The organism is Xanthomonas sp. NCPPB 2922 (assembly GCF_041520885.1).
Classification (GTDB): domain Bacteria; phylum Pseudomonadota; class Gammaproteobacteria; order Xanthomonadales; family Xanthomonadaceae; genus Xanthomonas; species Xanthomonas campestris.
On record NZ_JBGOFY010000002.1, the window covers coordinates 343058 to 355711 of the forward strand.

The window sequence follows — 12654 nt, forward strand, 5'->3', positions numbered from 1 at the left end:
TCACGGCACCGCCGCGACCTCGAAGGTCGCGGCGGTGCCTGAAAGGAAAGGGCTTTCACGATTCCCTATTCCCGATTTTCAATTCCCACCTTCGGCGCGGTCCAGCAACCACTGGGTCAGCAGGCCGACCGGGCGGCCGGTGGCCATGCCGCGCTTGCCTTCGTCGCTGGCCACGCCGGCGATGTCCAGATGCGCCCAGCGCTGGTTTTCGGTGAAGCGCGACAGGAAGCAGCCGGCGGTGATCGCGCCACCCCAGCGGCCGCCGATGTTGTAGACGTCGGCGAAGGTGGAATCCAGCAGGCCCTGGTATTCGTCCCACAGCGGCAGGCGCCAGGCGCGGTCGAACACGTGCTCGCCGGCGGCCAGCAGTTCATTGGCCAGATCGTCGTGCTTGCTCATCAATCCGGCGGTCTGGTGGCCCAGGGCCACCATACAGGCGCCGGTCAGCGTGGCCACGTCCACCAGCGCTTCGGGGTTGAAGCGCTCGGCGTAGGTCAGCGCATCGCACAGGATCAGGCGGCCTTCGGCGTCGGTGTTGCCGACCTCGATGGTCTTGCCGGACATGCTGGTGATCACGTCCGAGGGACGATAGGCATTGCCGTCGATGGCGTTTTCCACCGCCGGCACCACCACCACCAGGTTGATCGGCAGCTCGGCCTTGACCGTGGCCACGAAGGTGCCGATGACGTTGGCGCCACCGCACATGTCGTACTTCATTTCCTCGATGCCGCCCTGGGTCTTCAGGTTGACGCCACCGGTATCGAAGGTGATGCCCTTGCCGACCAGCACGTACGGGCGCGCCTCGCCGCCGCCGTTCCACTTCAGCACGATCAGGCGCGGGCGGTTGGCCGAGCCACGCGCCACCGACAGCAGCGAGCCCATGCCCAGCGCTTCCATCTGCTGCTCGTCCAGGATCTCGGCCTCGGCGCCGGGGAACTTGCCGGCGAAGGCGGCCGCCGTGTCGGCCAGGTAGGCCGGGGTGCAGTAGTTCGGCGGCAGGTTGCCCAGCTCGCGGGCGAACTCCACGCCTTCGGCGGTGGCGATGCCCACGGCCAGGGCGCGGGCGTCGTCGCCAGCGATCGCCAGGGTGGTCAGGCCGGTGTCGTCGACCTTCTTCTTGCCCAGCGTGGCGGTGTAACGGTAGGCGGCATGGTCGCTGACGATGACGGCCTGGCGGATGTTCCAGGCTGCGTCGCGTGCCTTGACGGGCAGTTCGGTCAGGGTGAGCAGGGCGGTGCCGATCGGGCCGGTCTTCAATGCGCGGGCCGCATCGCCGATGGCCTTGAGGTAGGGCGCCACGCCGAACTTGGCGGCATCGCCCAGGCCCACCACCAGCACGCGCGGGGCCTGCACGCCGGGCAGGTCATGCACCAGGGTGGTGGTGCCGGTCTTGGTGGCCACATCGCCCCGTGCCACCAGCGCCGTCAGGCGGCCCTGGCTGGCGCTGTCCAGCGCCTGGGCAGCGGGCGAGAGGATCTTGTCGGCGAACGCGCCAACCACGATGCAGTCGACGTGGGCGCTTGCCGGCGCGTCTTGGTTCAGGGTGAATTGCAGGGCCATTGATCAGATTCCGTAGGCAAATCCGTACAATCGCGGGCTGTTTACGCCAACCTGACTAGGCTGGCGGCGCCGCGAACGAATCCGAGAGTTTAAAACAAGCCCACCCTATGCCGAAGCTCGATCGATATCTGCTTAGCGATTTCACCCAGAGCTTCCTGGCAACCCTCATCGTGCTGCTGGTCGTGAGCGTGGGCGGGGTGCTAGTGGATATCCTCGGCAATATTGCCGATGGCCGTATCCCCGCGCGGTTGCTGCTGTCCCAGGTGGGTCTGCAATTCGTTGCCTACCTGCCGATCATCCTGCCGCTGGCGCTGATGCTGGGCCTGCTGCTGGCGCTGGCGCGGCTGTACCGCGATTCAGAAATGGCGGTCATCACGGCGATTGGCATCGGCCCGCGGCGCATGCTGCGCCCGATCCTGTGGCTGGTGGTGCCGGTGGTGGTGGTGATTGGCGCCTGCTCGTTGTGGCTGGGCCCCTGGGCCAGCCGCACCGCCGAGCTGATGCTGGAAGATGCCAACCGCAGCGTGGTGATGGCCGGCCTGGAATCGGGCAAGTTCACCCCGTTGTCCGGCGGCGGCGTGGTCTACCTGACCACCATCTCCCCCGACGGCAAGGGCCTGGGCAAGGTCTTCATGCAGCGCCAGAAGGATGACCGCATCGACGTGGTCACCGCCGAGCGCGGCGCCATGTTCTTCGAGGGCAAGACCGACCGCTACCTGCGCCTGGAAGATGGCCATCGCATCGAAGGCCCGGCCGGTGCGCAAGGCCTGGACTACCGCTTGATGACCTTCGCCAGCAACGATGTGGCCCTGCCGGACCGCACCAAGGCGCACGACGCCAACGACCCGGAAGTGATGTCCACGTTCAAGCTTATCGGGGATGCGCGGCCGATCGCGCGCGCCGAGCTGCACCGGCGCCTTGCCCCGCCGCTGCTGGCGCTGGCCTTCGCATTGCTGACCCTGCCGCTGTCGCGCAGTGCGCCGCGGCAGCAGCGCTACGGCCGCATCATGCTGGCGTTCCTGGCCTACCTGGTCGGCACCAACCTGATGATCGTCGGCACCCAGTGGATCGCCAACGGCAAGGTGCCGGGCGCGCTTGGGCTGTGGTGGCTCACGCTGCCGCTGCTGGCGGTATCGATCTGGGCCTATGCCCGCGATGGCCGGTTGTCGCGGCCGAGGGCGCGCGCATGAAGCTGATGCCGCGGGTCCATGACTGGTATGTGGGGCGCGCCGTGCTGTTCACGGTGCTGCTGACCTGGGCCGTGCTGCTGGGCCTGGACGTGGTCAACGCGTTTGCCAGCGAGGCAAAGAGTATCGGCCAGGGCAGTTACAGCTTTGGCCATGCCATCGCCTTTGTCGCCTACACGGTGCCGCGCCGGGCCTACACCTTGTTCCCGACCGCGGCGGTGATCGGCGCGCTGATGGGCCTGGGCCAGCTGGCGGCGACCTCCGAGCTGACCGCGTTGCGGGCGCTGGGCGTGTCGCGCAAGCGCATGTCTGCCTCGGTCGTGGTGGCGATGGCCTTGCTCACCGCGACCATGGTAATCAGCGGCGAGACCGTGGGCCCGTGGGCACAGAGTCAGGCCGATACGCTCAAGACCAGCGCCCGCTATCAGAGCGATATGACCTCGGCACGGTATTCCGGCCTGTGGGCGCGCGAAGGCGATACGTTCCTCAATGCACTCAGTGGCGAGGAACAGTTGCTGGACAATGGCGGAACTGCGTTGACCCTGCACGACGTGCGGCTTTACCACCTCGATGCAAACGGGCAGATGCAGCAACTGACCTACGCCGCGGTCGCCGAACACCGTGAGGGCCGCTGGACGCTGCGCCAGGTGCGCCGCGATACCTTCCAGGCACGATCCGTGCAGCGCGAGACCTTCCCCGAATTGCCGTGGCAGTCGCAGCTCAACCCCAAGGCGCTGGCGGCCGGCCTGGCCAAGCCGCGCAACCTGTCTGTACATGATCTAGGGCAGAGCATCGAGTACCGCCGTCGCAACGGCCTGGATGCCAGCGATTACGAAGATCAGTACTGGAGCCGCTGGTTCTACCCGCTCAACGTGCTGGCGCTGTGTCTGGCGGCGATCCCGTTCTCGTTCGGTTCGTTGCGCAGCGGCGGCCTGGGCAAGCGCTTGTTCCTGGGCATCCTGTTCGCGCTGGGCTTCTGGCTGCTGCAGCTGTTTTTCGGACGCATGGCCGGTGCGCTCAAGCTCGACTACCGCATCGCCTATGCCTTGCCGCCCATGGTGATGCTGGGAGTCTCGGCGTGGTTGTTCCGGCGGCGCAGTAGCTGATGCGCCGCCGCCGGCTGAGTGTCTTCGGCTTGGCGCTGTGTGTGCCGTACGCTGTCCTGATCGTGCAGTGCCTGCGTTGGGCACACGATCCGCAGGTCGATTACAAAAGCCGGTTGGTGTGGAAGCAGTTACCGGTGCTGCTGCAGTCGATGGTCGCAGAAGGCCTGGGCCTGACAGTGCTGCTGGGTTGGCTTCCCTGGGCAATGGCCTATGTGCTGATGGCGGCGCCCATGTTCGTGGGGCTCTACCTGTTGGGTAAGGTGGTGGAAGACACCATCAGAGGTCATCACCCGTTTTGGAAGGATGCTTCCAACCCCGGTGCAGACAAGGTAGTGAGTTGGGCGCCTCGTTTCCGTGTTTGACAGACGTGCAAACGCGCTGGGTGACACGGTGCAGTGCACGGCCATGCGCCTTGATCGGGTAGTTGGGCCGTCGAACTGGCACGGTTTTAGCCACCGGCAAGTATAGTTGCGCGGCCGCCGCGTCCCGCTGCGACGGCAGGCGTCCAGGCGGCACGTAACCTCACGCTGCCCGGGAACGTCAGGTCGGTTTTTTTGCGATCCGCTGCAGCCTGGTGCCACTCGCGCGGTCATGCCAGGTCAGCCGGTCGCGATCCAGCCATGCCCACCAAAATCCCGCACCGCCCAGGGCCAGCGATAGGGTGCCAACGGCATAGCGGATCCACAACGCGCGCCAGGAGGCTTGCGGGCCGGTCAATGACAGCCGCCACGGGCGCATGCCCAGCGTCTGGCCCCCACGGCGCCAACTCACCGTGGCGTAGACACCCGCCGCGATCCAGCAGCACAGCCACAACAGCCATTGCCAGCCGCTGAAAGGGGCAATGTTTTCGCGCGCCGGATGCCCGGCCAGGGTGAACCCCAGCGTGAAGCCGGCCGAAAGCAGCATCCATAGCGCCAGCACCGGCCAGGCGTCGTAGCACAGTGCCAGCAGTCGCCAGCCCACCAGGGCAGGTGCGCGTGCGGTCAGCGGGGCAGGGATCGAGGTCATGCACGCGAGCATAGCCGGCGCGGGCGATCGGGCAAGCGGGCGATGCGGGGCTACCGTCAGCGCAGCGGCAGGCCCTAAGCTTGGGCGATGTCTGCCAGCAGTCCCGCCGAACGCCGCCAACGTGCCCAGCAACTGCCGCCCCTGCGGGCGGAGGACGATCAGGCGATCCAGCGCTTCCTGGATCGGTTGTGGGCCGAACAGGGCGTGGCGCGCCAGACCCTGGACAGCTATCGGCGCGATCTGGAAGGGCTGGCGCGGTGGCGCGATGGCGCCGGCGGTGGCCTGCAGGGCGCCGACCGCAGCGCGCTGTTCGACTATCTGCGCTGGCGCACCGAGGCGCGCTACGCGCCGCGCAGCAATGCGCGCCTGCTCTCGACCCTGCGCGGCTTCTACGCGTTGTGCCTGCGCGATGGCGTGCGCAGCGACGACCCCACCGCACTGCTGGATCCGCCACGCTTGCCGCGCTCGCTGCCCAAGGCCCTGACCGAAAGCCAGATCGATGCGCTATTGGCGGCCCCGGAGATCGGCACGCCGCTGGGCCTGCGCGATCGCGCCATGCTCGAACTCATGTATGCGGCCGGCCTGCGCGTCAGCGAGCTGGTCACGCTGCCGGCCGTGGCGATCAACCTGCGCCAGGGCGTGCTGCGGGTCACCGGCAAGGGCAGCAAGGAACGGCTGGTGCCGCTGGGCGAGGAATCCCAGCACTGGCTGGAACGTTATTTGGAGACCGCGCGGCGCACGCTGTCCGAGCGCAAGGCGGTGCCAGCGGTGGACGGGCAGGTTCCGCTGTTCATCGACGCCGCGCGCCGGCCGCTGAGCCGCCAGCAGTTCTGGGGCCTGGTCAAACGCTATGCGGCGGTTGCCGGCATCGACCCGGACACGGTCAGCCCGCATGGCCTGCGGCACAGCTTTGCCACCCATCTGCTCAATCACGGCGCCGACCTGCGCGCGCTGCAGATGCTGCTGGGGCACAGTTCGCTCTCCACCACCCAGATCTACACGCTGGTGGCGCGCCAGCATCTGCAGACCTTGCACGCACGGCATCATCCGCGCGGGTGATGCCGCGATTGCGAGCGGTGCGGTGGCTGCGAGCCGTTGCCGCAGCCAGCTGAGCCTTCCCGATGCTCCCGACCGTTGCGGCACTTACGCCTCGCTCCGGCGGCGTCGCAGTTCGCCTCTGAGCGCGCCGGTCCGCCCGCCATTGCATCAGGCGCATGCACGGCGCCTGCAACGAAGCGGTCCAGCGAACGCGGCCAAGCTTCATCCGCGCTGTGCGAGAATCGCGCCATCCCACTGTACTGGATGCGTGAATGTATCGTCTTGCCATCGCCGCATTGCTCGGCGCGATCAGCCTTACCGCCTGTGCGCAGTCTTCGCAGCCGGCCGCGAGCAACACCGCCGCCAAGCCTGCCGCCGCACCGGCCACGGGCAATGTGGACCAGCGCGTGGGCGCCGCGCTCAAGGCGCTGGACCCGGACTTCAAGCCGGACTATATCGGCGCGGCCCCGTTCCCGGGCTTCCGCGAAGTGGTGGTGGGCGGGCAGGTGCTGTACGTCAGCGATGACGGCCGGTACCTGATCCAGGCGCAGCCGTTCGACATCCAGAACAAGCAGTTCGCGGCCAGCGAGGGCCTGCTGGCCTACCGCCGCAAGCAGCTGCAGACCGTTCCCAAGGCCGACCGCATCGTGTTCGCGCCGGCCAACCCGAAGTACACCGTGACGGTGTTCACCGATGTGGAATGCGGCTACTGCCGCAAGCTGCACAGCGAGATCGGTGAGCTCAACAAGCAGGGCATCGCGGTGGAATATCTGGCCTTCCCGCGCATGGGCCTGGGCAGCCAGGACCACAAGGAAATGATCGCGGTGTGGTGCGCAGCCGACCGCAAGCAGGCGCTCACCGCGGCCAAGTCCGGCCAGCCGGTCAACGCCAAGGACTGCAAGAACCCGGTGTCGATGGAGTACACCCTTGGCCAGCGCCTGGGCGTGAACGGCACCCCGGCGATCTTCGCGCCCGACGGCACCCAGCTGGGTGGCTACCTGCCGCCGGCACAGCTGCGCGAGGCGCTGGAAAAGCGCGCGGTCACCACGGCGGGCGGCAGCCGCTAAGGGCGGTCATGCCGGCCAGGCCCGGTAGCGCACGACCGCGGTCTCTGGCCGCGGGACATCAACGAAGGCCGGGATGCGCGAGTGTCCCGGCCTTTGTGCTGTCTGGGCTGCACGGATGCCCACTTGCCCACTGCGTGTTGTGTAGGGCGTGGGCTGAGCCCAGTTTGAGACCAAGCTCGCCTGGCCGGCCACAACAGGCCGCGGCGACGCGGTCCACAGAAACACCGCAGCCCGCCTGATCGGCCGGAACGCGGCAACTGCGCCCGGTCGGCGCCGGCCGGCCAACCTCCGTTACAATAATCGGCCCCGTTTCTGACACGGTTCCCCGGACATGATGGTCCTCGAGGGCGCTTCCGCCCTTTCGCCGTTCCGCCGCGCTCGGCTCGAAACCCGCCTGCAAACCCTCGTCCCCGCGCTGCGTCTCACTGGCGCCTGGCACGTGTACTTCATCCGTGCCGATGCCGGGCGCACGCCCGACCAGGCCACCTTGCAGCGCATCCTGCAGGCCGAGCCGGCGCCTGCGCCGCGCGATGAGGCTGCCTCTTCGCGCTACGTGGTGCCACGGCTCGGCACGCTGTCGCCGTGGTCGAGCAAGGCCACCGAGCTGATGCGCGGAGCCGGGCAGCCGATCCAGCGCGTGGAGCGCGGCACCCGGATCGATCTGGCCGGGTGGCCGGAAGGCGAGGCCGATCAGGCCGCGCTGGCCAAGCTGTTGCACGACCCGATGACGCAATCGCTGCTCGGCTCGGCCGCAGCGGCCGAAGCGCTGTTCAACGTGCCCGATCCCGGCCAGCTGGAACGCATCCCGCTGGATGCGCTGGAACAGGCCAATGGCGATCTGGGCCTGGCGCTGGCGCAGGACGAGATCGACTACCTGCGTGAGCGCTTTGCCGCGCTCGGCCGCGACCCGGCCGACGTCGAACTGATGATGTTCGCGCAGGCCAACTCCGAGCACTGCCGGCACAAGATCTTCAACGCCAGCTGGACCATCGACGGCAAGCCGCAGGAGCGCTCGCTGTTCCGGATGATCAAGCACACCCACCAGCAGACCCCGCAGCACACCTTGTCGGCCTATAGCGACAACGCGGCGGTGGTGGAAGGCGTGCCGGCGGCGCGGTTCCGCCCCGATCCGGCCAACGGCGAATACCGCAGCGAAGCGGTGGTGCCCTCGGCCTTCGCCATCAAGGTGGAAACCCATAACCATCCCACCGCGATTGCGCCGTTCCCGGGCGCGGCCACCGGTGCCGGCGGCGAGATCCGCGACGAAGGTGCCACTGGCCGCGGTGGCAAGCCCAAGGCCGGCCTGACCGGGTTTTCGGTGTCGCATCTGCGCATCCCGAGCTTGCCGCAGCCGTGGGAAGCGCCGCGCGCGCTGAATCCGCGCATGGCGCCGGCGCTGGACATCATGCTCGACGGCCCGCTCGGCGGCGCGGCATTCAACAACGAATTCGGCCGGCCAAACCTGCTCGGCTACTTCCGCAGTTTTGAGCTCGCCGAAGGCCAGGGCCTGACCCGCGCCTACGACAAGCCGATCATGCTGGCCGGCGGCCTGGGCGCGATCGACCGCAACCAGGTCGAAAAGCTGCGCCTGCAGCCGGGCGATGCGGTGATCGTGCTGGGTGGCCCGGCGATGCTGATCGGTCTGGGCGGCGGCGCCGCCAGTTCGGTGGCCGCCGGCGACAGCGCCGAGGCGCTGGACTTTGCCAGCGTGCAGCGCGAGAACCCGGAGATGGAACGCCGCTGCCAGGAGGTCATCGACCGCTGCGTGGCGCTGGGCACCGATAACCCGATCCGCTGGTTCCACGACGTGGGCGCCGGTGGCCTGTCCAACGCGATCCCCGAGTTGCTGCACGACTCCGGCGTGGGCGGGGTGATCGACCTGGCCAGGGTGCCGAGCGACGACCCGTCGCTGTCGCCGCTGGAGTTGTGGTGCAACGAATCGCAGGAACGCTACGTGCTCGGCGTGCCGCAGGCGCGCCTGGACGAATTCGCCGCGATCTGCGCACGCGAACGCTGCCCGTTCGCCGCCGTCGGCGTCGCCACGGCCGAGGAACGACTGGTGGTGGGGTATGGCGTTTTTGACGCAGCGAATCGGGAATCGGGAATCGGGAATCGCAACAGCGCGTTGCCGGCTGCCGAGGCCGCTTCCGCCCATTCCCTATTCCCCACTCCCGATTCTCCGCTCCCGATCAACCTGCCCATGGACGTGCTGTTCGGCAAGGCGCCGAAGATGCACCGCGATGCCGTGCATCCGGCGGCGCCGCAGTGGCCGGTGCTGCAGACCGGGGCGCTGGATCTGCAGGAGGCCGGGTTGCGCGTGTTGGCGCATCCGACCGTGGCGTCCAAGAGCTTTCTGGTCACCATCGGCGATCGCAGCGTGGGCGGGCTGACCGCGCGTGAGCAGATGATCGGGCCGTGGCAGCTGCCGTTGGCCGATTGCGCGATCACGCTGGCCGGGTTCGAGACCTTCGATGGCGAAGCCATGTCGATCGGCGAGCGCACGCCGTTGGCGCTGCTGAACGCCGCGGCCTCGGCGCGCATGGCGGTGGGTGAGGCGATCACCAACCTGTGTGCGGCGCCGGTGCAGACGCTGGACAGCATCAAGCTTTCCGCCAACTGGATGGCTGCCGCCGGACACGCCGGCGAAGACGCCTTGCTGTACGACGCGGTGCGCGCGGTTGGCATGGAACTGTGCCCGGCGCTGGAGCTCAGCATCCCGGTGGGCAAGGACTCGCTGTCGATGCAGGCGCAGTGGCAGGTCGGGAATGGAGAATCGGGAATCGGGAATGGTGAAACGCCAGCACCGTCCGCTTCTGCCATTCCCGATTCCCGACTCCCGACTCCCGGTGGAACGCTGAAAAGCGTTTCACCGGTGTCGTTGATCATCAGTGCATTCGCGCCGGTCAGCGATGTGCGTACGCAGCTCACTCCGTTGCTGCAGCGCGAGGACGAGAGCGAGCTGTGGTTGATCGGCCTGGGTGGCGGCAAGCAGCGTCTGGGTGGGTCGGTGCTGGCGCAGGTGTATGCCGATGACAGTGCGTTGCCGGCCTTCGGTGGTGAAACACCGGACCTGGATGACCCGCAGCGGCTGCGCCAGTTCTTTGAACTGATCCGCGATGCACGCGAGGGTGGGTTGTTGCTGGCGTATCACGATCGCAGCGATGGCGGTGCGTTTGCCGCGCTGTGCGAAATGGCGTTTGCCTCGCGCCAGGGCCTGGATATCACGCTCGACGCCTGGGGCGATGATGCCTTCCGCAGCCTGTTCAACGAAGAATTGGGCGCGGTGGTGCAGATCGCCAATGAAGACCGCGCCGCGTTTGCCGATCTGGTCGAGCGGCATGCACTGACCGAATGCGCGCAACGCATCGCACGCCCCACCGGCACCCCGCGCGTGCGTGTCAGCGGCCAGGGCCGGGTGCTGGCCGAATGGCGCTGGGAAGCGCTGTTCGATGCGTGGTGGTCGGTGACGCACGCCATGCAGAAGTTGCGCGACAACCCGGACAGTGCCGACGAAGAACGCGCGGTGGCGCGCAACTTCCAGGCACCGGGGCTGCGCCCGAAGCTGGTGTTCGACCCGTCCGAGGATGTGGCCGCGCCATTCGTGGCGACCGGTGCACGGCCGAAGGTGGCGATCCTGCGCGAGCAGGGCGTCAACGGCCAGATCGAGATGGCGTACAACTTCGAGCGTGCCGGGTTCCGTGCGTTCGACGTGCACATGAGCGACCTGATCGAAGGCCGCGTGGACCTGGCGCAGTTTGCAGGGTTTGCGGCTTGCGGCGGCTTCAGCTACGGCGATGTGCTGGGCGCCGGCCGCGGGTGGGCCACCTCGATCCTGGAGCGTGCGGCGCTGCGCGATGCGTTCGCCGCGTTCTTTGCGCGCAGCGATACCTTTGCGCTGGGCGTGTGCAACGGTTGCCAGATGCTGAGCCAGCTCAAGGACATCATTCCCGGTGCCGAGCACTGGCCGCGCTTCCTGCGCAACCGCAGCGAGCAGTTCGAAGCACGCACGGCGCTGCTGGAAGTGGTGGAGTCGCCGTCGATCCTGCTGCGGGGCATGGCCGGTTCGCGTATTCCGGTGGCAGTGGCGCATGGCGAAGGCCGCGCCGAGTTCGACACGGCGGTGGATCAGGCCGCGGCGCGCGTGGCACTGCGCTTCATCGACGGTGACGGCGCGGCGGCTAGTCAGTACCCGCTCAATCCGAACGGGTCGCCCGACGGCATCACCGGCCTGACCAGCACCGATGGGCGCGCCACCATCTTGATGCCGCATCCGGAGCGCACGCCGCGCTCGGTCAATCTGAGCTGGCATCCGGCGGGCTGGGGCGAGGACTCGCCGTGGCTGCGCATGTTCCGCAATGCGCGGGTGTGGTGTGGTTGAGTGATGTGACGCGGCATCGGGTGATGCCGCGTTGAGAGCGTCAACGAACGGCCGTGTGCAGCAATGCACACGGCCGTTGTTGTTTGGGTGATCGGATCGCACGGAAGCTGCGCGCCCGTCGCTGCAATGCGCGCTGATGCCGCCGCAGTTGGCGAGCATCGGCCGTGGGGGGGGGCGAGGCGCGTACCGCCGAGCTGGCGGGCACCGATTGGACGCGGACGCTACGCCAACATCCACGGGAGAGGAGGCTCTCCCAGCGTGGCATCGCAATGTTGTTGGCCCGAATCAGGCTCACATGGATGCAGCGGTGCGGGATGAGCGGCGCGTACCAAGGATTGGGTGCGATTTGGCTGCTGCACGTCAGCTGCGCAGATGCAGGGGCTGAGTCAGTGCCCTGCACCTGCTCAATTCAGCGTGGCCGGTGGTCGCTTGTCTGCATCGCATGTTTCTGGAATCTAAAGCAATACCTGATTTTCTATTAACTTCAATGCTGATTGGTATTTATCAAAAAATCATATATTTGCATGCGTGAAGTTAATCTCATCCGGATCTTGCTTTCAAATGGATTCTGTCGGCGTTGCGAGTTATAAAATTTCTGCCATATTTTTTTCGGCATATAGCTTTTTGCTGCTTTGCGCTGTCTATTCCGTCGACAAAAGGTGGGCGATTGCGTTTCGCTAAACCCTAAGGGCGGCTTGAGCTCACTGGCGTGGTGATTGTTTTCTTCATGTCAGACCAATCGCAGTCAGGTCTCAATGAAGCAAACTGAGTTGAATGACGGTCGTGAGCGGCGCGTTTATGGCGGAATGGGTCGCATGCCTGCACGTTGAAAATACGCGGGAGATCGGCACCGTTGCTCGGCACCAGCCAGACCGTGCGCCTCACCGCGCCGCGTGCCGGCACCTACATCGTCAAACTCGATGGCGCCAGCTTTGACGGGGTCAGCCTGCTCGCGCGTCAGTGATCCGGCACGCCGTGCTGCAGAACGCGCACGGCGACGATTTGTTGGCGCCTGCGACGCATCCCGGCCACGCTTATTCCGGTAGCGGCCAACGTGGGCCGCGTTGGCCGCCGGCCTGACCGGTTTCCTGCCCATTTTTTGCGCAACCAAGCCTGCCGGCGTCCTGCCGGCGGGTTTTTTTGTCTTGCCCGGACACGCCTATTCAGCGTGGCGGCGTGAGGCATGGCGTGACCTAGGTTGCTGTTTTCCAAAGATTTATCGAAAAATTAATAAAACCAGTCTGAAGCGTGACGGCTATCACGCTTATGCGCTTGGCGTGTCAAAAACTTGACGCCCGATTGGAGCGCTG

General features: G+C 66.8%; 9 protein-coding genes and 1 pseudogene. 8 read left to right on the top strand and 2 right to left on the bottom strand.

Annotation, left to right across the window (positions count from 1 at the left end; all coding sequences use genetic code 11):
- Positions 1–78: 78 nt before the first annotated feature.
- The gene (locus ACD584_RS04100) at positions 79–1560 is read right to left on the bottom strand and encodes a leucyl aminopeptidase (protein ID WP_076036439.1); all 1482 of its coding nucleotides are present in this window, start codon (positions 1558–1560) and stop codon (positions 79–81) included.
- Between the two features lie 107 nt (positions 1561–1667).
- On the opposite strand from ACD584_RS04100, the gene lptF reads away from it, so the two are divergent.
- The 3 genes from lptF to ACD584_RS04115 are packed head-to-tail and all read left to right on the top strand — an operon-like array spanning position 1668 to position 4215.
- The gene (gene lptF, locus ACD584_RS04105) at positions 1668–2750 is read left to right on the top strand and encodes an LPS export ABC transporter permease LptF (protein WP_011035891.1); all 1083 of its coding nucleotides are present in this window, start codon (positions 1668–1670) and stop codon (positions 2748–2750) included.
- A complete protein-coding gene (lptG, locus tag ACD584_RS04110; protein WP_011035892.1) occupies positions 2747–3853 on the top strand; it encodes an LPS export ABC transporter permease LptG in 1107 nt (368 codons plus the stop codon). The genes lptF and lptG overlap by 4 nt, the downstream gene beginning before the upstream one ends.
- Positions 3853–4215 (top strand): hypothetical protein, encoded by a 363-nt coding sequence (locus ACD584_RS04115; protein WP_076036438.1) that lies wholly within the window; start codon positions 3853–3855, stop codon positions 4213–4215. Before lptG ends, ACD584_RS04115 begins: the two co-directional genes overlap by 1 nt.
- Before the next feature lie 178 nt (positions 4216–4393).
- On the opposite strand, the gene ACD584_RS04120 is transcribed toward ACD584_RS04115, so the two are convergent.
- Positions 4394–4861 carry an RDD family protein gene (locus ACD584_RS04120; RefSeq protein ID WP_076036437.1) on the bottom strand — a complete coding sequence of 156 codons (468 nt, stop codon included), beginning with the start codon at positions 4859–4861 and terminating at the stop codon, positions 4394–4396.
- Between the two features lie 87 nt (positions 4862–4948).
- Between ACD584_RS04120 and xerD the strand changes: the two genes are divergently transcribed.
- The 5 genes and pseudogenes from xerD (at position 4949) to ACD584_RS04145 (ending at position 12636) form a co-directional block, all read left to right on the top strand.
- On the top strand, positions 4949–5920 hold the full coding sequence (gene xerD, locus ACD584_RS04125) for a site-specific tyrosine recombinase XerD (RefSeq protein WP_076036436.1): 972 nt from the start codon (positions 4949–4951) through the stop codon (positions 5918–5920).
- 251 nt (positions 5921–6171) lie between these two features.
- Positions 6172–6966, top strand: coding sequence for a DsbC family protein (locus ACD584_RS04130; RefSeq protein ID WP_011035896.1), 795 nt, complete (start codon positions 6172–6174; stop codon positions 6964–6966).
- Positions 6967–7297: 331 nt separating this feature from the next.
- Complete coding sequence (purL, locus tag ACD584_RS04135) at positions 7298–11344, top strand: phosphoribosylformylglycinamidine synthase (RefSeq protein ID WP_076036435.1); 4047 nt, start codon at positions 7298–7300, stop codon at positions 11342–11344.
- A gap of 859 nt (positions 11345–12203) precedes the next feature.
- Positions 12204–12308: pseudogene (locus ACD584_RS04140) on the top strand (serine protease); the annotation flags it as partial.
- Positions 12309–12408: 100 nt separating this feature from the next.
- Complete coding sequence (locus ACD584_RS04145) at positions 12409–12636, top strand: hypothetical protein (RefSeq protein WP_175611579.1); 228 nt, start codon at positions 12409–12411, stop codon at positions 12634–12636.
- The last annotated feature ends 18 nt before the right edge of the window (positions 12637–12654 follow it).